This is a genomic window from Citrobacter sp. CK180, from assembly GCF_030333655.1.
GTDB classification, from domain to species: Bacteria; Pseudomonadota; Gammaproteobacteria; order Enterobacterales; family Enterobacteriaceae; genus Citrobacter_B; species Citrobacter_B koseri.
The window spans coordinates 227,295-247,278 of sequence record NZ_JAOWFM010000054.1; the positions used below are offsets into that span (position 1 = coordinate 227,295).

The 19,984-nt window shown below is 52.0% G+C and carries 21 protein-coding genes; 13 read left to right on the plus strand and 8 right to left on the minus strand.

Annotated elements, in window-relative coordinates:
* Window positions 1-103 precede the first annotated feature (103 nt).
* Window positions 104-1,621 carry a tyrosine-type recombinase/integrase gene (locus OGV50_RS17825; RefSeq protein WP_353622095.1) on the minus strand — a complete coding sequence of 506 codons (1,518 nt, stop codon included), beginning with the start codon at window positions 1,619-1,621 and terminating at the stop codon, window positions 104-106.
* A gap of 254 nt (window positions 1,622-1,875) precedes the next feature.
* Between OGV50_RS17825 and rluB the strand changes: the two genes are divergently transcribed.
* Window positions 1,876-2,751, plus strand: a complete 876-nt coding sequence (gene rluB, locus OGV50_RS17830; RefSeq protein ID WP_012132223.1) for a 23S rRNA pseudouridine(2605) synthase RluB — start codon at window positions 1,876-1,878, stop codon at window positions 2,749-2,751.
* A 91-nt stretch (window positions 2,752-2,842) separates the two neighbouring features.
* Here rluB and cobO read toward each other — a convergent pair whose 3' ends face one another.
* Together cobO and OGV50_RS17840 are read right to left on the minus strand one after the other, a co-directional pair.
* The gene (gene cobO, locus OGV50_RS17835; RefSeq protein ID WP_012132224.1) at window positions 2,843-3,433 is read right to left on the minus strand and encodes a cob(I)yrinic acid a,c-diamide adenosyltransferase; all 591 of its coding nucleotides are present in this window, start codon (window positions 3,431-3,433) and stop codon (window positions 2,843-2,845) included.
* Window positions 3,430-4,191, minus strand: a complete 762-nt coding sequence (locus OGV50_RS17840; RefSeq protein WP_200090651.1) for a YciK family oxidoreductase — start codon at window positions 4,189-4,191, stop codon at window positions 3,430-3,432. The genes cobO and OGV50_RS17840 overlap by 4 nt, the downstream gene beginning before the upstream one ends.
* 237 nt (window positions 4,192-4,428) lie before the next feature.
* Between OGV50_RS17840 and sohB the strand changes: the two genes are divergently transcribed.
* Window positions 4,429-5,475 (plus strand): protease SohB, encoded by a 1,047-nt coding sequence (gene sohB / locus OGV50_RS17845; protein WP_112002049.1) that lies wholly within the window; start codon window positions 4,429-4,431, stop codon window positions 5,473-5,475.
* 155 nt (window positions 5,476-5,630) lie between these two features.
* Here the strand turns inward: sohB and OGV50_RS17850 are convergent, their stop codons facing one another.
* On the minus strand, window positions 5,631-5,882 hold the full coding sequence (locus OGV50_RS17850) for a YciN family protein (RefSeq protein WP_003020616.1): 252 nt from the start codon (window positions 5,880-5,882) through the stop codon (window positions 5,631-5,633).
* Window positions 5,883-6,282: 400 nt separating this feature from the next.
* On the opposite strand from OGV50_RS17850, the gene topA reads away from it, so the two are divergent.
* The 6 genes from topA to acnA all read left to right on the plus strand — a co-directional run bounded on the left by topA (window position 6,283) and on the right by acnA (window position 13,792).
* On the plus strand, window positions 6,283-8,880 hold the full coding sequence (topA, locus tag OGV50_RS17855) for a type I DNA topoisomerase (protein ID WP_071258408.1): 2,598 nt from the start codon (window positions 6,283-6,285) through the stop codon (window positions 8,878-8,880).
* Between the two features lie 211 nt (window positions 8,881-9,091).
* Window positions 9,092-10,066 carry an HTH-type transcriptional regulator CysB gene (cysB, locus tag OGV50_RS17860; RefSeq protein WP_012132231.1) on the plus strand — a complete coding sequence of 325 codons (975 nt, stop codon included), beginning with the start codon at window positions 9,092-9,094 and terminating at the stop codon, window positions 10,064-10,066.
* Window positions 10,067-10,369: 303 nt separating this feature from the next.
* Window positions 10,370-10,531 carry a YmiA family putative membrane protein gene (locus OGV50_RS17865; protein ID WP_012132233.1) on the plus strand — a complete coding sequence of 54 codons (162 nt, stop codon included), beginning with the start codon at window positions 10,370-10,372 and terminating at the stop codon, window positions 10,529-10,531.
* A 3-nt stretch (window positions 10,532-10,534) separates the two neighbouring features.
* Window positions 10,535-10,705 carry a YciX family protein gene (locus OGV50_RS17870; RefSeq protein WP_096753854.1) on the plus strand — a complete coding sequence of 57 codons (171 nt, stop codon included), beginning with the start codon at window positions 10,535-10,537 and terminating at the stop codon, window positions 10,703-10,705.
* Window positions 10,706-10,835: 130 nt separating this feature from the next.
* A complete protein-coding gene (gene ymiC, locus OGV50_RS17875) occupies window positions 10,836-10,931 on the plus strand; it encodes a small membrane protein YmiC (protein ID WP_223849120.1) in 96 nt (31 codons plus the stop codon).
* A 185-nt stretch (window positions 10,932-11,116) separates the two neighbouring features.
* Window positions 11,117-13,792, plus strand: coding sequence for an aconitate hydratase AcnA (acnA, locus tag OGV50_RS17880; protein ID WP_286488684.1), 2,676 nt, complete (start codon window positions 11,117-11,119; stop codon window positions 13,790-13,792).
* A gap of 54 nt (window positions 13,793-13,846) precedes the next feature.
* Here the strand turns inward: acnA and ribA are convergent, their stop codons facing one another.
* Window positions 13,847-14,437: a GTP cyclohydrolase II gene (gene ribA, locus OGV50_RS17885; RefSeq protein WP_012132238.1), complete on the minus strand. Its 591-nt coding sequence runs from the start codon at window positions 14,435-14,437 to the stop codon at window positions 13,847-13,849.
* Between the two features lie 187 nt (window positions 14,438-14,624).
* Here ribA and pgpB point away from each other — a divergent pair, with 187 nt between their 5' ends.
* The 5 genes from pgpB to yciH all read left to right on the plus strand — a co-directional run bounded on the left by pgpB (window position 14,625) and on the right by yciH (window position 18,277).
* Window positions 14,625-15,389 carry a phosphatidylglycerophosphatase B gene (pgpB, locus tag OGV50_RS17890; protein ID WP_012132240.1) on the plus strand — a complete coding sequence of 255 codons (765 nt, stop codon included), beginning with the start codon at window positions 14,625-14,627 and terminating at the stop codon, window positions 15,387-15,389.
* A gap of 150 nt (window positions 15,390-15,539) precedes the next feature.
* The gene (gene lapA / locus OGV50_RS17895) at window positions 15,540-15,848 is read left to right on the plus strand and encodes a lipopolysaccharide assembly protein LapA (RefSeq protein ID WP_047463550.1); all 309 of its coding nucleotides are present in this window, start codon (window positions 15,540-15,542) and stop codon (window positions 15,846-15,848) included.
* 6 nt (window positions 15,849-15,854) lie between these two features.
* Window positions 15,855-17,024, plus strand: a complete 1,170-nt coding sequence (lapB, locus tag OGV50_RS17900) for a lipopolysaccharide assembly protein LapB (RefSeq protein ID WP_012132243.1) — start codon at window positions 15,855-15,857, stop codon at window positions 17,022-17,024.
* Between the two features lie 189 nt (window positions 17,025-17,213).
* On the plus strand, window positions 17,214-17,951 hold the full coding sequence (gene pyrF / locus OGV50_RS17905; protein ID WP_134769376.1) for an orotidine-5'-phosphate decarboxylase: 738 nt from the start codon (window positions 17,214-17,216) through the stop codon (window positions 17,949-17,951).
* Window positions 17,951-18,277: a stress response translation initiation inhibitor YciH gene (yciH, locus tag OGV50_RS17910; protein ID WP_286488685.1), complete on the plus strand. Its 327-nt coding sequence runs from the start codon at window positions 17,951-17,953 to the stop codon at window positions 18,275-18,277. Before pyrF ends, yciH begins: the two co-directional genes overlap by 1 nt.
* A gap of 112 nt (window positions 18,278-18,389) precedes the next feature.
* On the opposite strand, the gene osmB is transcribed toward yciH, so the two are convergent.
* The 3 genes from osmB to OGV50_RS17925 form a co-directional block, all read right to left on the minus strand.
* Window positions 18,390-18,608: an osmotically-inducible lipoprotein OsmB gene (osmB, locus tag OGV50_RS17915; protein WP_012132246.1), complete on the minus strand. Its 219-nt coding sequence runs from the start codon at window positions 18,606-18,608 to the stop codon at window positions 18,390-18,392.
* 279 nt (window positions 18,609-18,887) lie between these two features.
* Entirely contained in the window at window positions 18,888-19,640 is a 753-nt protein-coding gene (gene yciT, locus OGV50_RS17920; RefSeq protein ID WP_024130303.1) for a DNA-binding transcriptional regulator YciT, read from the minus strand.
* Between the two features lie 88 nt (window positions 19,641-19,728).
* Complete coding sequence (locus tag OGV50_RS17925) at window positions 19,729-19,911, minus strand: YciZ family protein (RefSeq protein ID WP_024130304.1); 183 nt, start codon at window positions 19,909-19,911, stop codon at window positions 19,729-19,731.
* Window positions 19,912-19,984: the final 73 nt, after the last annotated feature.

The window sequence follows — 19,984 nt, forward strand, 5'->3', positions numbered from 1 at the left end:
TGCATAGGTTGTTTTATGATGCGCTTACGTTTTATGTACAAAAAGACCCTTGCTCTGGGCCTAATTTGCTGTGATGTAAGGTTAATTTAAATTATGGGTTGTTTCAGTTTGCCAAATCAACCACGGAGAGTAGATCCTTTAGTGGTGGGGTGTGGGTATACCTGGCAGTGATGCCAAGGGATTGTGTTCTGCTGTGACCAACGACAAATTGCACCAGTGGGGGATTGCCAACGGACGTTATCGCATTGCTTATAAATGTATGTCGCAATGAATGCACCCGCCGTTTTAGCCCAAACTCGTTGTAATCGGGTATCTCTAGCACTCGGAGCAATCCCACCCAATCATATGTGATGGTTGTATAGTTCGGATGATTGCCAAAGACAGGATCGGAATCCTTCCGGTTTTCCACACAGGCCAAGAGTCCCGCCTCTATAGCCCTATGGATTGGAACTTGTCGCCGGGCGTGTTCGGTTTTCCCACCTTCAATAAAGATATACCAGCGCCCGGTCTCCTCATCTTTCCGTATGTGATGTTTACGGATATCCGCTATTTCACCACGTCGAGCACCTGTATAAATCAGGGTGAGGAAGTACCATTTTCTATAATCACTGTCCGGTAGCGCGAAGAGATACTCTTTGATCCGGCTTAGTTCGCTGGCTGTATAGTTCCCACCCCGGTTAGATTTCACCTCGTAGGTGATCCCCTCAGTAGGGGATTTGGTAAGAATATCTTTCTGATCGACTAGATACGTTTTGAACAATGAGCGCCAGAGCTTTAAATGTTTGTGGACATGCTCACTGGCGATCAGGTCATCCTCAGGGACATCATAATCAATGCACTCGACAAGACTCATTCTGGAATAAGGTAGTCTAGTTCGAGTAGGCAGATTCTCCGCGACCTTGAGAGAATCTCTTATATGCTGTTTCGTAACGCTATCGACAGGGATATCACCTACAACATGGTAGAGAACATCAAAGAAACGCTGATTCTCGTTTGCTGTCTGCTTACGCCACTTTTGACCCTTATCCTTTATATAGTCGTTCCACGCTTCCAACAATCTTGGACTATATGCTGACTCAGGCTCGGCAATTGTCGCTGTATTTTGCTCTATTGGCGCTGGATTAACTGCCGGGATTGCATTTTGTAAAGCTGACCCCATCGAATCAATTATTTGCTGGTAACGTGTCAAATCACCAGAATAGAAGGCTTCATAAGCCTGTGACATAAGGGCCTGATTCATATCTATCTGGCTGGCGACATGGTGAACCTGATCAAGGTCGGATTCATTAACTGTTAACATCTTCATTCTGAGTGCAGCAGTCATCATCCTGGCGGAAAAATCGTTACCGTTATACATATTACCCAAATGGGAGTTGGCGTAGCCTTGCGCCTCGTTTGCAGTGTCTAGGGGCGATAAAGGCGCACCCGTAATCTGTTTGTGGTACCTGCCTAATTCTGGTAACCGTTTAGCCTCTTCTAAGCCGCCTTTTAGCCAATTCAAAAGATATTCATCAAAGTCTTGTTTTGTGGCGGCTCGGTAGCCCTGTATTTTAAGTTTAAACTCTTCGGGGCTCATCGTTCCATTCTGAACAAGGGGAATGAAAGGACGGATCTGATTCATAATCACTTCCGCTTGCTTTCGGCTATCAGTACCGAGACTCAGACGCACAAAACTTGTTGAATCATTTAGTCTAAAGTTAGTGTAGTATGTGCGCCCACGAATCGTTGTGTGTGACAGCTTGTGTGACATATTGTTTGCCATGCTGTGTACCATGAAATAGTTACATATCAGTGAGTTAAGTAGTTGTTGATGCTAACTCGTTGTTTTCGAAAGTATACCAGACGCCTGTGAAGGCGACACCTGAAGGAAGCTCTATGAGCGAAAAGTTACAAAAAGTGCTGGCTCGCGCTGGCCACGGTTCTCGCCGTGAAATTGAATCCATTATTGAAGCAGGCCGCGTAAGCGTTGACGGCAAAATCGCCACGCTTGGCGATCGCGTTGAAATCACGCCGGGTCTGAAAATCCGTATCGACGGTCATCTGATCTCGGTGAAAGAGTCTGCGGAACAAATTTGTCGCGTTCTGGCCTATTACAAACCAGAAGGTGAGCTGTGTACCCGTAACGACCCGGAAGGTCGTCCTACCGTTTTTGATCGCTTACCGAAACTGCGCGGCGCTCGCTGGATTGCCGTAGGTCGTCTGGATGTGAATACCTGCGGTTTGCTGTTGTTCACGACGGATGGCGAACTGGCGAACCGTCTGATGCACCCGAGTCGTGAAGTTGAGCGTGAATACGCCGTGCGCGTATTTGGTCAGGTTGATGACGCCAAGCTGCGTGACCTGAGTCGTGGCGTTCAACTGGAAGATGGCCCGGCGGCGTTTAAGACCATCAAATTCAGCGGTGGTGAAGGTATTAACCAGTGGTACAACGTCACGCTGACCGAAGGGCGTAACCGTGAGGTACGTCGTCTGTGGGAAGCGGTTGGCGTGCAGGTTAGCCGACTGATCCGCGTGCGCTATGGTGATATTCCATTGCCGAAAGGGCTGCCGCGCGGTGGCTGGACTGAACTGGATCTGGCGCAGACCAACTATCTGCGTGAACTGGTGCAACTGGCGCCGGAAACCACCTCCAAAGTGGCCGTCGAGAAAGACCGACGTCGTATGAAGGCGAACCAGATTCGCCGTGCGGTGAAGCGTCACAGCCAGGTTGGCGGCGGTCGTCGTTCAGGCGGTCGTAACAACAACGGCTGATGCTGAATGCCCGGTGGCGCTTACGCTTACCGGGCCTACGTTTTGGCCGTAGGCCGGATAAAGCGTTTACGCCGTCATCCGGCACCGTTTCCTAATAATCAATTCCCATCTGGGCCTTTACGCCCGCTTCAAAAGCATGTTTGACCGGACGCAGCTCGCTGACCGTGTCGGCCAGTTCCAGAATATCGCGATGACAACCGCGACCGGTAATAATTACCGTCTGATTCTGCGGACGGGCATTTAAGGCATTGATGACCTCTTCAAGCGGCAGATAGTCATACGCCACCATGTAGGTCAGTTCATCCAGCACGACCATATCCAACGTTGGGTCCGCCAGCATACGTTTGCCATGTTCCCAGACAGCCATACAGGCTGCGGTGTCGGTTTCGCGATTTTGCGTTTCCCAGGTGAACCCGGTCGCCATCACCTGAAACTCCACGCCGTGGGGCTCCAGCAGATTGCGCTCGCCGTTAGGCCATGTGCCTTTAATGAACTGCACCACGCCCACTTTTTTACCGTGGCCGACGGCGCGCGTTGCGGTGCCGAATGCCGCCGTGGTTTTGCCTTTACCGTTGCCGGTAAACACGATGATGATGCCGCGTTCGTCCTGCGCCGCCGCAACGCGGGCGTCGACCCGATCTTTCACACGCTGCTGGCGTTGTTGGTAGCGTTCTTCAGTCATTGGGCGATTCCTGGTTTACGGCCCGGCTGGGCATCAAAAGTCATACCGGTTTTACGGCGGCTGTCGTCGCCCATCAGCCACAAATAGAGGGGCATGATATCGGCGGGCGTTTTTAACTTCTGCGGATCTTCCGTAGGGAAGGCGCTGGCGCGCATACTCGTGCGCGTGCCGCCTGGGTTGATGCAATTTACACGTAAGGGGTGGTTCTGGTATTCGTCCGCCAGTACCTGCATCATGCCTTCGGTGGCGAATTTAGAGGTGGCGTAAGCGCCCCAGTTGGCGCGTCCCTGACGACCGACGCTTGATGAGGTAAAGACCAGCGAACCGGCGTCGGATTTAAGTAATAAAGGAAGCAGCGCCTGAGTCAGCATGAATGTCGCATTGACGTTAACCTGCATAACATCCTGCCAGACGTGCGGATTTTGTTCGCTCATTGGGCAGATATCGCCCAGTAACCCGGCGTTATGCAGAACGCCATCCAGTCGTGGATAGTGCGCTGCAATCCGCTGGCCTAACTGGTGGCACTCTTCAGCGGTGCAGGTCAGTAGATCCAGCGTAAACCACTGTGGCAATGCGCCTGTATCTTCGGCGACAGTCTGTGCGACCTGACGCAGTTTTTCTTCAATTCGACCCAGCAAAATGACGTTTGCGCCGTAGCGCGCGTAGGTGAGCGCGGCTTCGCGACCAATGCCATCACTGGCGCCAGTGACCAGAATAATGCGATTTTGCAGTAGATCTTGTTTAGGTTGGTAATGCACGGCTACTCCTCGGCGACGCGTTGGGTCACCCTGCCAGTTGTCTTATCTTCTCTTTAACTTTTCGGCTTTATGCCTGAAAGCCCGCGTCATTTCAATCAGTCAACGGCGATAACGCCGAAAAATGAACACTTTGTCATACTTTTCACCCAGTAACCGCAACGCAGGATCAAACGAGACGGGCTAACACGCCTGTTGTACACTGAGCCAAAATAGCGTTGTTTAACCAAGGTGGGACTCGTGGAATTGTTGTCTGAATATGGGTTGTTTTTGGCAAAAATCGTCACTGTCGTGGTGGCAATCGCCGTCATTGTGATGCTGATCGTGAATGCTGCCCAGCGTAAACGCCAGCGTGGGGAGCTGCGGGTAACGAATCTCAGCGAACAATATAAAGAGATGAAGGACGATCTGGCGACGGCGCTGATGGACGGTCATCAACAAAAACTCTGGCATAAAGCGCAGAAAAAGAAGTTGAAGCTGGAGGCAAAAGCGGCGAAAGCGAAAGCAAAGCAGGGGGAAAATGCCGCGACGGAGAAACCTCGTGCCTGGGTGCTGGATTTTAAAGGCAGTATGGATGCCCACGAAGTCAGCGCGCTGCGTGAGGAGGTGACGGCGGTGTTAGCGGCGTTTAAACCGCAGGATCAGGTGGTCGTGCGTCTGGAAAGTCCCGGCGGCGTTGTGCATGGCTATGGCCTGGCGGCTTCGCAATTGCAGCGTCTGCGCGATAAGCAGATCCCGTTGACGGTAACGGTGGACAAAGTCGCCGCCAGCGGCGGTTACATGATGGCCTGTGTGGCCGACAAAATTGTTTCGGCGCCGTTTGCGATTGTCGGCTCTATTGGCGTTGTGGCGCAAATCCCTAACTTTAATCGCTTTTTGAAAGGGAAGGATATCGATATTGAGCTGCACACGGCGGGCCAGTATAAGCGCACGCTGACGTTGCTTGGCGAGAATACGGAGGAAGGGCGTCAGAAATTCCGTGAAGATCTGAATGAAACCCATCACCTGTTTAAGCATTTTGTGCAGCAGATGCGTCCTGTGCTGGATATCGAACAGGTGGCCACAGGCGAGCACTGGTATGGCCAACAGGCGCTGGAGAAAGGTCTGGTGGACGAAATCAACACCAGTGATGACGTCATTCTCCGCTTGATGGACGGTTATGAGGTGTTCAACGTTCGCTTTATGCAGCGTAAGAAATTGATGGATCGGTTTACGGGTAGCGCCGCAGAAAGCGCCGACCGTTTGTTGCTACGCTGGTGGCAGCGCGGACAAAAACCGCTGATGTAAAATTGTCATTGCCCGGTGGCGCTAACGCTTACCGGGCCTACGGACTGTTTTGTAGGCCGGATAAGGAGCCCGGTGGCGCTAATGCTTACCGGGCCTGCGGACTGTTTTGTAGGCCGGATAAGGCGTAGCCGCCATCCGGCAAAACCTTTCCTGCGTTAATCGATCAGGTGATACTTCTCAGAAAGCACATGTGCCAGATGTTTAAACATATTAAACACGGCGGTGCTTTTTGGCGTCGGTAAACCTTGCTCGTCTAAAAAGTAATCGCCACTGAAGACCAGCACGCCGTTTCGTTGCGTCACACCGGTGGCGACAATCCCCGCCAGCGTGTCCTCATGCTCACGAATGATTTTGTTAGCTTCAATCAGCAGTGTTTCACGATCGATAGGTTGGGTGTCTTTATGCATTATTTACTCCTTAAACAAGGACATTAGTCTACGCCGGGCGCTGCTTATGGGCAAATATTCCCTGATAAACACGAAGGTCTTGTAAAGGTGCTGTTACTGGCGAGATTTGTTTTTGCATGCTAATAAAGTTGCGTAACGAATTTTATCAGGTACAGTGTGACGCTTTCGTCAATCTGGCAACAGATTTGCTTGACATTCGACCAAAATTCCGTCGTGCTATAGCGCTTGTGTGCTAAAAAGCCTGTTAACTCAGTCACCTGAGGATCACGTTTCGCGCACCGAGTCAGTACAAGGGGTTGATATCCGCCGACACAGAGACCATATCGGTGTCTCGTCGCCAGTGGAAGGTGAATCAACGTGCGACGCATTCCAGGAAGAATCAATTTAGGTAAAGGTGAATATGGGTAAAGCTCTTGTCATCGTTGAGTCCCCGGCAAAAGCCAAAACGATCAACAAGTATCTGGGTAATGATTACGTGGTTAAGTCCAGCGTCGGTCATATCCGTGATTTGCCGACCAGTGGCTCAGCAGCTAAAAAGAGCGCCGACTCTACCTCCACCAAAACGGCTAAAAAGCCCAAAAAGGATGAACGTGGCGCTCTCGTCAACCGAATGGGGGTTGACCCTTGGCATAACTGGGATGCGCAGTATGAAGTGCTGCCCGGTAAAGAGAAGGTCGTCTCTGAACTGAAACAATTGGCTGAAAAAGCCGACCACATCTATCTCGCAACCGACCTTGACCGCGAAGGGGAAGCCATTGCCTGGCACCTGCGGGAAGTGATCGGGGGTGATGACACGCGCTATAGCCGCGTGGTGTTTAACGAAATAACCAAAAACGCGATTCGCCAGGCGTTTGATAAGCCAGGCGAACTGAATATCGACCGTGTTAACGCGCAGCAGGCGCGCCGCTTTATGGACCGCGTTGTGGGCTATATGGTGTCGCCATTGCTGTGGAAAAAAATTGCGCGAGGCCTGTCGGCAGGCCGCGTACAGTCCGTTGCCGTGCGTCTGGTTGTTGAGCGCGAACGTGACATCAAAGCGTTCGTACCGGAAGAGTTCTGGGAAGTGAACGCCAGTACGACAACGCCTTCTGGCGATGCCTTGCCGCTCGACGTTACGCACCAGAATGATAAACCGTTCCGTCCGGTTAACCGCGAGCAAACGCTGGCGGCGGTCAGCCTGCTGGAAAAAGCGCGTTACAGCGTACTGGAGCGTGAAGATAAACCGACCAGCAGCAAGCCTGGCGCGCCGTTTATCACGTCGACGCTGCAACAGGCGGCGAGCACGCGTCTGGGCTTTGGCGTGAAAAAAACCATGATGATGGCGCAGCGCTTGTACGAAGCGGGCTACATCACCTACATGCGTACTGACTCCACCAACCTGAGCCAGGATGCGGTAAACATGGTTCGCGGTTATATCAGCGATAGCTTCGGCAAGAAATACCTGCCGGAGAGCCCGAACCAGTACGCCAGCAAAGAAAATTCACAGGAAGCGCACGAAGCGATCCGTCCTTCTGATGTCGCGGTGATGGCCGAAGCGCTGAAGGATATGGAAGCGGACGCGCAGAAACTGTATCAGCTGATCTGGCGTCAGTTTGTCGCCTGTCAGATGACGCCAGCCCAGTACGATTCCACCACGCTGACGGTCGGTGCGGGTGATTTCCGCCTGAAAGCGCGTGGCCGCATTCTGCGTTTCGACGGCTGGACGAAAGTCATGCCTGCGCTGCGTAAAGGCGATGAAGACCGGACGTTGCCTGCGGTGAATAAAGGCGATGTGTTGACGCTGGTTGAACTGACCCCGGCGCAGCACTTCACCAAACCACCGGCGCGCTTCAGTGAAGCATCGCTGGTTAAAGAGCTGGAAAAACGCGGTATTGGTCGTCCATCCACCTATGCGTCGATCATCTCGACCATTCAGGATCGCGGTTATGTCCGCGTGGAAAACCGTCGCTTCTATGCTGAAAAAATGGGTGAGATTGTCACCGATCGACTGGAAGAAAACTTCCGCGAGCTGATGAACTACGATTTTACCGCCCAGATGGAAGACAGCCTCGACAAGGTGGCCAGCCACGAAGCCGAGTGGAAAAACGTGCTTGATAACTTCTTCAGCGATTTTACTCAGCAGCTTGATAAAGCGGAGAAAGATCCTGAAGAGGGCGGCATGCGTCCTAACCAGATGGTGCTGACCAGCATTGACTGCCCGACATGCGGGCGCAAAATGGGGATTCGCACCGCCAGCACCGGCGTGTTCCTGGGATGTTCCGGCTATGCGCTGCCGCCGAAAGAGCGCTGCAAAACCACCATCAACCTGGTGCCGGAAAATGAAGTGCTGAACGTACTGGAAGGCGATGATGCGGAAACCAACGCCTTGCGTGCAAAACGTCGTTGCCAGAAGTGCGGCACCGCAATGGACAGCTACCTGATCGATCCGAAACGCAAGCTGCACGTCTGCGGTAATAACCCGACCTGCGACGGTTACGAAATCGAAGAGGGCGAGTTCCGCATTAAAGGTTATGACGGCCCGATCGTTGAGTGCGAAAAATGTGGCTCTGAAATGCACCTGAAAATGGGGCGTTTTGGTAAGTACATGGCCTGTACTAACGACGAATGTAAAAATACCCGTAAGATTCTGCGTAACGGTGAAGTCGCGCCGCCGAAAGAAGATCCGGTGCCGTTGCCGGAATTGCCGTGCGAGAAATCGGACGCGTATTTCGTGCTGCGTGACGGCGCCGCAGGGATCTTCCTCGCGGCGAATACCTTCCCGAAATCGCGTGAAACGCGTGCGCCGTTAGTGGAAGAGTTGTATCGCTTCCGCGACCGTCTGCCGGAAAAACTGCGTTATCTGGCCGATGCGCCGCAGCAGGACCCGGAAGGCAATAAGACGCTGGTGCGTTTTAGCCGTAAGACGAAACAGCAGTATGTTGCCGCTGAAAAAGACGGGAAAGCGACGGGATGGTCAGCATTCTTCGTTGATGGCAAGTGGGTAGAAGGTAAGAAATAACAGTCACCTGGCTGAATTTCACTTAAGAGGGTCGCGCAAGCGGCCCTTTTTTATTCCGGGCTTATTATTTTTTCTTCGCATCTATACAGCTCTGATATAAATGATATAGTGGTTATAGTTAACGGCTTTTTTATTATTAAATCGTATTAGCAGCGCGTGACGTGCTGCTTATCAAACGATGACATGACGGCGCTAATCTGGATGGTTTAACATGAAATTACAGCAGCTTCGCTACATTGTTGAGGTGGTTAATCACAACCTTAATGTCTCTTCCACCGCCGAAGGGCTTTACACCTCCCAGCCGGGCATCAGTAAGCAAGTTCGTATGCTGGAAGATGAACTTGGCATCCAGATTTTCGCGCGCAGCGGTAAACACCTGACGCAAGTGACGCCAGCCGGGCAGGAAATTATTCGCATTGCGCGCGAAGTGTTGTCCAAAGTCGATGCCATCAAGTCCGTGGCGGGCGAACACACCTGGCCGGATAAAGGTTCTCTGTATATTGCCACCACGCACACTCAGGCGCGCTACGCGCTGCCAAATGTGATCAAGGGCTTTATTGAGCGCTATCCTCGCGTTTCATTGCATATGCATCAGGGGTCGCCCACGCAAATCGCGGAAGCGGTTTCGAAAGGGAATGCCGACTTCGCTATCGCTACCGAAGCGCTGCACCTGTATGACGATCTGGTGATGCTGCCATGCTACCACTGGAATCGCTCTATCGTCGTCACGCCAGAGCACCCGCTGGCCGCTAAATCATCGGTGACGATTGAGGAACTGGCACAGTATCCGCTGGTGACCTACACCTTTGGCTTTACCGGGCGCTCCGAGCTGGATACCGCGTTTAATCGCGCCGGGCTGACGCCGCGTATTGTCTTTACGGCAACCGATGCGGACGTGATAAAAACATACGTCCGACTTGGCCTGGGGGTTGGGGTGATTGCAAGCATGGCCGTCGATCCGATTTCCGACCCGGACCTGGTGCGTGTCGATGCGCATGATATTTTCAGCCATAGCACCACGAAAATTGGTTTTCGCCGCAGCACGTTTTTACGCAGCTATATGTACGACTTTATTCAACGCTTTGCGCCGCATCTGACGCGCGATGTTGTGGATACCGCCGTGGCCTTGCGTTCTAACGAAGAAATTGAAGCCATGTTTAACGATATTAAATTACCGGAAAAGTAATCACGCGCGTGAGTTTTCAGGTATCTCCAGACATGAGGAGATACCTGAATAACCACTAAATTTATGGATTATGGTTTTCGTTTTTTCTGCGATCATATTACCTGTATCGTATTCATGGAAAAGCGCCAGTAAAGTAGTTTCGAATTACCCGCCTCGCAAATTCCGCCTTTCAAATATTTATTTCCGGTCAAAAGATTGATTTATTCATGGGAAACGATTCGTAAATTCACTGGATTTTTGACTAAAGTTTCTTTAGGATTTGTCTCATCTGATGATTAATTGTACCGATTGTTTGGTGCTGAAATGATAAGTGATGCCGATTGTATGAGGTTAGCAATGCCTTCTGGAAACCAGGAACCCCGCAGGGACCCCGAGCTTAAACGCAAAGCATGGCTGGCGGTATTCCTCGGCTCTGCGCTGTTCTGGGTTGTGATTGCGCTGGTTATCTGGCAAGTGTGGGGGTAAGTCATGGTTTCGCAGGAACATCAGCAACCCTCAACGCCAGCACGTCAGCCTCGTGATAGCGTGAAGGAAGCGCGGAGCGAATGTGTGACGAATATTCCAGAATCCTGGAAACTCACACAACAGCAACAGGCATTTATTGATTCATTCGCTGAAGATGAGCAACAGAAACAATAATTGGCGATTTTTTTAATCATCATTTCCAGTACAGGTCATTAACATCCCGTACTGTATTTTCTTATACACCACAGCAATAAGCGCTGAGTAAATCTCAGCATAAAGTATTAAACAAATGTCGGTGTAGCCTATGCAAACTGTGAATCTTAAATATTGGTCATGGATTGGGGCGTTCTCAGTATCGCTCTTGTTCTGGGCTCAACTTATCTGGATTGTCTCTTTCTGATCGTATGCCGGTAAATGCCCGATGGCGCAACGTCATCGGGCCTGCGCATGCCGATTCCCGTCCGTAAGGTTTCTCCTCTTTTATCAATTCGGGTTGTTATCAAAACGTTACATTCTGTTTGTGTTATCTTTAATACTAACCCTGAGGAGAATCAGGGTATCCAACCCTGTTATTAAGGAGGAGCTATGTCGTCAACCCTACGAGAAGCCAGTAAGGACACGTTGCAGGCCAAAGACAAAACCTATCATTACTACAGTCTGCCCCTGGCTGCCAAAAAACTGGGCGATATTACCCGCTTGCCCAAGTCGCTAAAAGTTCTGCTTGAAAACCTGCTGCGCTGGCAGGACGGTGACTCTGTTACCGAAGAAGATATTCAGGCGTTAGCCGGGTGGCTGAAAAAAGCCCATGCCGACCGCGAAATTGCCTATCGACCCGCCCGTGTATTAATGCAGGATTTTACCGGCGTCCCGGCGGTGGTGGATCTGGCCGCCATGCGCGAAGCGGTCAAACGCCTCGGCGGGGATACTGCGAAAGTGAATCCGCTATCCCCGGTAGACCTTGTTATTGACCACTCGGTAACGGTTGATCGCTTTGGCGATGATGACGCTTTCGAAGAGAACGTGCGTCTGGAAATGGAACGCAACCACGAGCGCTATGTGTTCCTGAAATGGGGGCAACAGGCTTTTAGTCGCTTCAGCGTGGTGCCGCCAGGTACCGGGATCTGCCACCAGGTGAACCTGGAGTACCTTGGTAAGGCCGTCTGGAGCGAATTGCAGGCGGGAGAGTGGGTTGCATACCCGGACACGCTGGTCGGCACCGACTCCCACACCACGATGATCAACGGCCTTGGCGTGCTGGGATGGGGCGTCGGGGGGATTGAAGCGGAAGCCGCGATGCTGGGCCAGCCGGTCTCAATGCTCATTCCCGATGTTGTTGGCTTCAAGTTGACCGGTAAGCTGCGTGAAGGTATCACCGCGACCGACCTGGTGCTGACCGTGACCCAGATGCTGCGTAAACACGGCGTCGTTGGTAAATTCGTTGAATTCTACGGCGACGGTCTGGACTCCTTGCCATTGGCCGATCGCGCGACGATAGCAAACATGTCGCCGGAATATGGCGCGACCTGCGGCTTCTTCCCGATTGACGGCATCACCCTCGAATATATGCGTTTAAGCGGCCGTAGCGAGGAGCAGGTTGAGCTGGTCGAAACCTATGCCAAAGCGCAGGGGATGTGGCGAAACCCTGGCGATGAACCTGTTTTCACCAGTTCGCTGGAACTGGATATGGGGGATGTCGAGGCGAGCCTTGCCGGGCCGAAGCGCCCGCAGGATCGGGTTGCGCTGGCAGATGTGCCGAAAGCCTTCGCCGCGAGCACGGAGCTGGAACTGAACACCGCGCAAAAAGACCGGCAGCCAATCGATCATGTTATGAACGGCCATCAATACCAGCTCCCGGACGGCGCTGTCGTGATTGCGGCTATCACCTCCTGTACCAATACTTCAAACCCCAGCGTGCTGATGGCCGCCGGTTTGCTGGCGAAAAAAGCGGTAACGCTGGGACTGAAACGGCAGCCGTGGGTGAAAGCCTCGCTGGCGCCGGGATCGAAAGTGGTCTCGGATTACCTGGCGCAGGCGAAACTCACGCCTTATCTTGATGAACTTGGCTTTAATCTGGTGGGGTATGGGTGCACCACCTGTATTGGTAACTCCGGCCCACTGCCGGAGCCTATCGAAACGGCAATCAAAAAGGGCGACTTGACGGTGGGCGCGGTACTTTCCGGCAACCGTAACTTTGAAGGCCGAATCCATCCGCTGGTGAAAACCAACTGGCTGGCGTCGCCGCCGCTGGTTGTCGCCTATGCGCTGGCGGGCAATATGAATATTAACCTGGCGAAAGAGCCGCTGGGCCACGATCGCAAAGGCGACCCGGTTTATCTGAAGGATATCTGGCCTTCCGCGCAGGAGATCGCCCGCGCCGTTGAACTGGTGTCGTCGGAAATGTTCCACAAAGAGTATGCCGAGGTTTTTGAAGGGACGCCGGAATGGAAAGCGATCAATGTTGATCGCTCAGACACCTATGGATGGCAGGATGACTCCACCTATATCCGCTTGTCGCCGTTCTTTGACGAAATGCAGGTTCAACCCGATCCGGTGGAGGATATTCATGGCGCCCGTATTCTGGCCATGCTGGGGGATTCCGTCACCACTGACCATATCTCCCCGGCGGGCAGCATAAAGGCGGACAGCCCGGCAGGGCGCTATTTGCAGAATCATGGCGTTGAGCGTCGGGACTTCAACTCCTACGGTTCGCGCCGTGGAAACCATGAAGTGATGATGCGCGGTACGTTTGCGAATATTCGTATCCGCAACGAAATGGTTCCCGGCGTTGAAGGGGGAATGACCCGACATTTGCCGGGGACGGAGGTGATCTCCATCTATGATGCAGCGATGCTGTATCAGCAGGAGAAAACGCCGCTGGCGGTGATTGCGGGTAAAGAGTACGGTTCCGGTTCCAGCCGTGACTGGGCGGCCAAAGGCCCGCGTTTGCTGGGTATTCGCGTCGTGATTGCTGAGTCGTTTGAACGTATTCACCGTTCAAACCTGATTGGTATGGGGATTCTACCGCTGGAGTTCCCGCAGGGCGTTACGCGTAAAACGCTCGGGTTAACCGGCGAGGAGACAATTGATATTGCCAGTCTGCAAAACCTGAAGCCTGGCGCCGCCATTCCGGTGACGTTAACCAAAGTGGATGGCAGCACAGAGGTGATTTCGTGCCGGTGCCGTATCGATACCGCAACTGAATTAACCTACTACCAGAATGACGGCATTCTGCATTATGTGATTCGTAATATGTTGCATTAATACATAAAAAAGGCCTGATAGCGCGGTGCTTATCAGGCCTTTAATAGCAAAAATTTATTTACCCAATAAATGCCCCATCTTAGCGGCTTTGGTATCCAGGTAGTGTTCGTTATTTGGGTTACGGCCAACAATCAGCGGTACGCGCTCAACAATATTGATACCTGCTTCCGTCAGAATTTCGACTTTCTTCGGGTTATTGGTCAGCAGACGGACTTCATCGACGCCCAGCAGTTTAAACATATCGGCACACAGGGTGAAATCACGCTCATCGGCGGCAAACCCCAGCTGATGGTTGGCTTCTACGGTATCGTAGCCCTGATCCTGTAACGCGTAGGCGCGAATCTTATTGAGCAGGCCAATATTACGTCCTTCCTGACGGTGGTAGAGCAGAATACCGCGACCTTCTTCCGCGATATGCGTCAGCGCCGCCTCTAACTGAAAACCACAATCGCAGCGCAGACTAAACAATGCGTCGCCGGTCAGACATTCTGAATGGACGCGAGCCAGGACAGGGGTTTGACCAGAGATATCGCCATAAACCAGCGCGACGTGGTCGTGTCCGGTTGCCAGTTCTTCAAATCCCACCATCAGGAAATCGCCCCATGGGGTTGGCAGTTTGGCTTCTGCCACTCGTTTAAGCTGCATGTATTTCTCCAGATAATGCTGGTGTCATCGCCAATTGGCTTCTGTATGTTTCTATTTTGCCATAAGGCGGCGGACTTCACCTAATCGCTGCCGTGCGATCGCTTTTGGAATGGCACAAATTTGTCAATTTTCCGGCACGCCAGGTTTTCAGTTATGATTGTGGCACTTATCGACGAAAGGAGAGGTCATGCTTTCGATTGCGAAGCGCACAACCGTGGGCGCTGCTCTGTTGCTTGTGATGCCGGTTAGCGTATGGATTTCAGGCTGGAACTGGCAACCCGGACACTCGGTCTGGTGGTTAAAATCCTTATACTGGGTGACAGAAACGGTGACGCAGCCGTGGGGAATTATTACGCATGTGCTTCTGTGCGCCTGGTTTCTTTGGTGCCTGAGATTTCGCCTGAAAGCCGCAATGATGCTTTTTGCTATTCTGGCCGGTGCGATCCTGCTGGGGCAGGGGGTAAAATCGCTGGTGAAGGAGCGGGTGCAGGAACCCCGACCCTTTGTTATTTGGCTGGAAAAAACGCACCATATTCCCGTTGATGAGTTCTACACTTTAAAACGTAAAGAACGCGGGCACTTAGTCAAAGAACAACTGTCCGGGCAGCAGGATATTCCGGCTTTTCTGCGTCAACACTGGCAAAAAGAGACCGGATTCGCGTTTCCTTCCGGGCATACCCTGTTTGCCGCAAGCTGGGCGTTGTTGGCGGTAGGACTATTATGGCCGCGCAGGCGTACCCTTACGATTGCGATTTTGTTAGTCTGGGCGACAAGTGTTATGGGCAGTCGCCTGTTGTTGGGTATGCATTGGCCGCGCGATTTAGTTGTCGCGACGTTGATATCCTGGCTTCTGGTGACGCTGGCGACCTGGCTTGCTCAGCGCATTTGCGGGCCGCTTACGCCACCCGTTGAAGAGGCTCGCGAGATAGCGCAGCGGGAGCAAGAACGTTGACGGTGGTTGATTTTCCGTAATTTGCCCTTAAATCATGAGTGGACAGAACGCTTTTCCGTTTCGCGCGCGTCGCGAAAATGGTAATTTAAAGGGCTGAATGCGGTAAGTTGAACACGATTTATTCGCTCAAACCACATAACGGGAAGTAATGTGAAATATTTACTCATTTTCTTACTGGTGTTGGCGATTTTTGTTATTTCGGTGACATTGGGTGCGCAGAACGATCAACAGGTAACGTTTAATTACCTGCTGGCTCAAGGGGAGTACCGTATTTCTACGTTGCTTGCCGTTTTATTTGCCGCAGGCTTTGCTATTGGTTGGCTAATTTGCGGCCTGTTCTGGCTGCGTGTTCGCGTCTCCCTGGTGCGTGCCGAACGTAAAATCAAACGACTGGAAAACCAGCTTTCGCCTGCGACCGACGTTGCGGTATCTGCCGATTCGTCGGTTGTGAAGGAATAATCATTTATGCTGGAGTTGTTGTTTCTGCTTTTACCTGTAGCGGCAGCCTATGGCTGGTATATGGGTCGCAGAAGTGCGCAACAAACAAAACAGGACGAAGCTAACCGTCTTTCTCGCGACTATGTGGCGGGGGTTAACTTCCTCCTGAGTAACCAACAGGATAAAGCGGTGGATCTGTTCCTCGACATGCTGAAAGAGGATACCGGCACCGTTGAGGCTCATCTCACTCTTGGAAACCTGTTTCGCTCTCGCGGTGAAGTAGACCGCGCCATCCGCATCCACCAGACCTTAATGGAAAGCGCGTCGCTGACTTATGAGCAGCGTCTGCTGGCTGTGCAGCAACTGGGGCGTGATTACATGGCGGCCGGGTTGTATGACCGGGCGGAAGATATGTTCAACCAGCTCACGGATGAAACGGATTTCCGCGTAGGGGCGTTGCAACAGCTGTTGCAAATTTATCAGGCGACCAGCGACTGGCAGAAAGCGATTGATGTGGCTGAGCGGCTGGTGAAGCTCGGCAAAGATAAGCAGCGCATTGAGATCGCACATTTCTATTGTGAACTGGCGCTGCAACAGATGGGCTGCGATGATATGGATCGCGCCATGACGTTGCTGAAAAAAGGTGCCGCCGCAGACAAAAACAGCGCCCGTGTTTCTATCATGATGGGCCGTGTGTTTATGGCAAAGGGGGAATACGCCAAAGCGGTGGAGAGCTTACAGCGGGTTATCTCCCAGGATAAAGAACTGGTCAGTGAAACGCTGGAGATGTTGCAGACGTGCTATCAGCAGCTTGGTAAAAATGATGAATGGGCGGAGTTCTTACGTCGGGCTGTGGAAGAAAACACCGGCGCCGCCGCTGAGTTGATGCTTGCCGATATTCTGGAAGCGCGGGAAGGGCACGACACTGCGCAGGTCTATATCACTCGCCAGTTACAGCGCCATCCGACCATGCGGGTGTTTCATAAGCTGATGGATTATCACCTCAATGAGGCAGAAGAAGGGCGCGCGAAAGAGAGCCTGATGGTGCTGCGTGATATGGTCGGTGAGCAGGTACGCAGCAAGCCGCGTTATCGCTGCCAGAAGTGCGGGTTTACCGCCTATACCATGTACTGGCATTGTCCTTCCTGCCGGGCGTGGTCGACGATTAAACCTATTCGCGGCCTTGACGGGCAGTAGTTTAAAAAAAACCTGTGTTTTAGTTACAACATCCTGTTAGTTTTTACCTGTCCCTCACACTGGCATCCGGGCAATATCGCCTCGCAGGGGTATAATCGCGCCTGTTCATTTTGCCCTTGCGCAGGTAGAATGCACGCCGTTTACCCATTTCGCGCCGCACCCGGCGCCCATCATCAAGAAGGTCTGGTCATGACGTTTACTGCTTCATCTTCTTCCCGCGCTGTTACCGATTCTCCTGTCGTTGTTGCTCTGGATTACAATAATCGTGATAACGCGCTGGCTTTCGTCGACAGAATCGACCCGCGTGATTGCCGCCTGAAAGTCGGCAAAGAGATGTTCACGTTGTTCGGCCCGCAGTTGGTTCGTGATTTGCAGCAGCGCGGCTTCGATATCTTTCTTGACCTGAAATTTCATGATATTCCAAATACCACGGCACATGCCGTTGCAGCGGCGGCAGATCTGGGCGTATGGATGGTTAACGTCCATGCGTCGGGTGGGGCGCGAATGATGACCGCAGCGCGCGAAGCCTTACTGCCGCTGGGTAAGGATGCGCCATTGCTGATTGCGGTGACGGTACTGACCAGCATGGAAGCCAGCGATCTGGCGGATCTTGGCGTGACATTGTCACCGGCTGAGCATGCGGAACGTCTGGCGCGCCTGACGCAAAATTGCGGGCTGGATGGCGTGGTCTGCTCGGCGCAGGAAGCGGTGCGCTTTAAGCAGGAATTTGGCACAGAGTTTAAGCTGGTAACGCCGGGTATTCGTCCTCAGGGATCTGACGCTGGCGATCAGCGCCGTATCATGACGCCGGAACAGGCGCTGGCGGCGGGCGTGGACTATATGGTTATAGGACGACCGGTTACGCAGTCTGCTGACCCTGCGCAAACCCTGAAGGCCATTAATGCATCACTGAAACGGGGAGCCTGATGAACAATTCTGACAGCCGTCTGGTCTATTCCACGGAAACGGGCCGGATTGACGAACCGAAAGCGGCGGTTGAACGCCCAAAGGGTGATGGTATCTTTCGTATTCAGCGCCAGACCAGTGGGCGGAAAGGTAAGGGGGTGTGCCTCGTTACCGGCATTGATATGGATGATGCTGAACTGACCAAACTGGCCGCAGAGCTGAAGAAAAAATGCGGCTGCGGTGGGGCGGTTAAAGAGGGAATAATTGAAATTCAGGGCGATAAGCGCGATCTGATTAAATCATTACTGGAAGCCAAAGGAATGAAAGTTAAACTGGCTGGCGGCTAATGAAAAAAGCCACGATAGTTATTTATCGTGGCTTTAAATTTCACTGTGTATATTTAGAGTAAAGACCTGTAAAGAATTACCGTATTATTATTTCGAGCCGGTCGACCGTAGATTATTTACCTACCTGATGGCCGATAACACCACCTACCGCAGCCCCGCCTAGCGTACCCAGCGTGCTACCGTCAGTTAAAATAGCACCGCCCAACGCCCCAGCCCCTGCACCGATCGCAGTGTTACGGTCACGTTTAGACCAATTAGAGCAAGCGCTCAGAGACATCGCCAGGGTAATTGCCAGAACAGCGGCGGTCATTTTTTTGCTCGTCATAAACATAATACTTTCTCCTGAATAATTGATTCACGGAAGTAAGTTCTCTTTAATTATAGCTAAAATGATGTTCATTAAAGCCATTAAAGAGACTGTCCGCAAAACCTTGTTGCGCAGGGGTAACAGCTTAAAATCACGCAGGTGATAGTCACTTCCTGTTATATCGCTAATATAAATTTTACGACTTTACCCTGTTAATAACAGGTAAATAGTCTTAATTAGATTGTCGGAAAAATCTCAGAGGGGAGAGATGATTTGCCATCCGGCAAATCATCTGCAATGCGCTCAGGCGCGAGGTTCGATGATGTTCACCGTCAGCCCGGTGCGTTCCAGTTGCATTTGATGGTCCGCACTTATTCTGGAATCGGTGATCACGCGGCTAAAACGTGTTAACGGCCCCAGCGTATAAGGATGTACTGCGCCGAATTTAGAGCTGTCCGTCAGAACAATGGCTTCAGAGCCTTTTTCCAGTACGGCGTTAACCACATCCGATCGCATCATGTCCCGTCCGGTAAACCCAGTATCCGGCTGCCAGCCATCGATACCGATAAAGGCCTTACTGAAGTGAACCTGCTGGATAAACTGGCGGGTCAATGGCCCGACCATACTTTCACTTTTTTTCTGGTAGATTCCGCCAAGGAGGATCACTTCGCACGGCGTCTCTTTGAGCAAGTGAGCGATATAGCTACTCACCGTAATAATGGTGACATCCTTTTGTTCCGCTAACGTTCTGGCCAGCAGGGCATTGCTGCTGCCGTTTTCAATAAATACGGATTCGCCGGGGCTGACCAGTGATGCGGCAAATTCAGCCAGTTCGCGTTTGAGCGTGTAATTGGTCATCATGCGCGTTTCGACGTCATCGCTGTCCAGAGAGACGGCAAAACCATGCGCACGGCGCAGATAGCTCTGTTTTTCCAGGGTGTTAAGATCCTGTCGGATCGTGACTTCAGAGACGCCAGTGATTTTCGCCAGCTCAGCCACGCTCATCTGGCCTTTATCAATGACCATTTGCAAAATTGATTGTTGTCGGGAATTCATAATTTTAATTTTTATAACGGTATCAGTACCGGGGAGTATAAGGGATGCTGCGTTTCCTGAGTCAGGTGCCACGAAAAGCTCGCGTCACTTAGATCTCCCACGGAGCCCGGGGTTTCGTCGAGGAGGCGTCGGTATCTTCTTTCACCTGACTTAACAACTCCGCTTTAAGAATTTCAAGGTTGTGGATGGCAGAGTGGTAATCGCCAGCAACAAGGATATCCAGCACGGTATCAATGCGTTCGGCAACACGTTGGGCGTCGATATCAGACATGGTTATCATCCTTACGTCAAAAATGTATGAATTTCATGATGCAAAAAATAATGCCAAAAGAGAAGGGGAAAAA

Coding starts and splice junctions, on each gene's coding strand:
- lapB (WP_012132243.1), top strand. CDS start 15,855: ATGCTGGAGTTGTTGTTTCTGCTTTTACCTGTAGCGGCAGCCTATGGC.
- OGV50_RS17865 (WP_012132233.1), top strand. CDS start 10,370: ATGATAAGTGATGCCGATTGTATGAGGTTAGCAATGCCTTCTGGAAAC.
- pyrF (WP_134769376.1), top strand. CDS start 17,214: ATGACGTTTACTGCTTCATCTTCTTCCCGCGCTGTTACCGATTCTCCT.
- OGV50_RS17925 (WP_024130304.1), bottom strand. CDS start 19,911: ATGTCTGATATCGACGCCCAACGTGTTGCCGAACGCATTGATACCGTG.
- acnA (WP_286488684.1), top strand. CDS start 11,117: ATGTCGTCAACCCTACGAGAAGCCAGTAAGGACACGTTGCAGGCCAAA.
- OGV50_RS17850 (WP_003020616.1), bottom strand. CDS start 5,882: ATGCATAAAGACACCCAACCTATCGATCGTGAAACACTGCTGATTGAA.
- OGV50_RS17870 (WP_096753854.1), top strand. CDS start 10,535: ATGGTTTCGCAGGAACATCAGCAACCCTCAACGCCAGCACGTCAGCCT.
- ribA (WP_012132238.1), bottom strand. CDS start 14,437: ATGCAGCTTAAACGAGTGGCAGAAGCCAAACTGCCAACCCCATGGGGC.
- topA (WP_071258408.1), top strand. CDS start 6,283: ATGGGTAAAGCTCTTGTCATCGTTGAGTCCCCGGCAAAAGCCAAAACG.
- pgpB (WP_012132240.1), top strand. CDS start 14,625: ATGCTTTCGATTGCGAAGCGCACAACCGTGGGCGCTGCTCTGTTGCTT.
- ymiC (WP_223849120.1), top strand. CDS start 10,836: ATGCAAACTGTGAATCTTAAATATTGGTCATGGATTGGGGCGTTCTCA.
- yciH (WP_286488685.1), top strand. CDS start 17,951: ATGAACAATTCTGACAGCCGTCTGGTCTATTCCACGGAAACGGGCCGG.
- OGV50_RS17825 (WP_353622095.1), bottom strand. CDS start 1,621: ATGAATCAGATCCGTCCTTTCATTCCCCTTGTTCAGAATGGAACGATG.
- cysB (WP_012132231.1), top strand. CDS start 9,092: ATGAAATTACAGCAGCTTCGCTACATTGTTGAGGTGGTTAATCACAAC.
- rluB (WP_012132223.1), top strand. CDS start 1,876: ATGAGCGAAAAGTTACAAAAAGTGCTGGCTCGCGCTGGCCACGGTTCT.
- yciT (WP_024130303.1), bottom strand. CDS start 19,640: ATGAATTCCCGACAACAATCAATTTTGCAAATGGTCATTGATAAAGGC.
- cobO (WP_012132224.1), bottom strand. CDS start 3,433: ATGACTGAAGAACGCTACCAACAACGCCAGCAGCGTGTGAAAGATCGG.
- osmB (WP_012132246.1), bottom strand. CDS start 18,608: ATGTTTATGACGAGCAAAAAAATGACCGCCGCTGTTCTGGCAATTACC.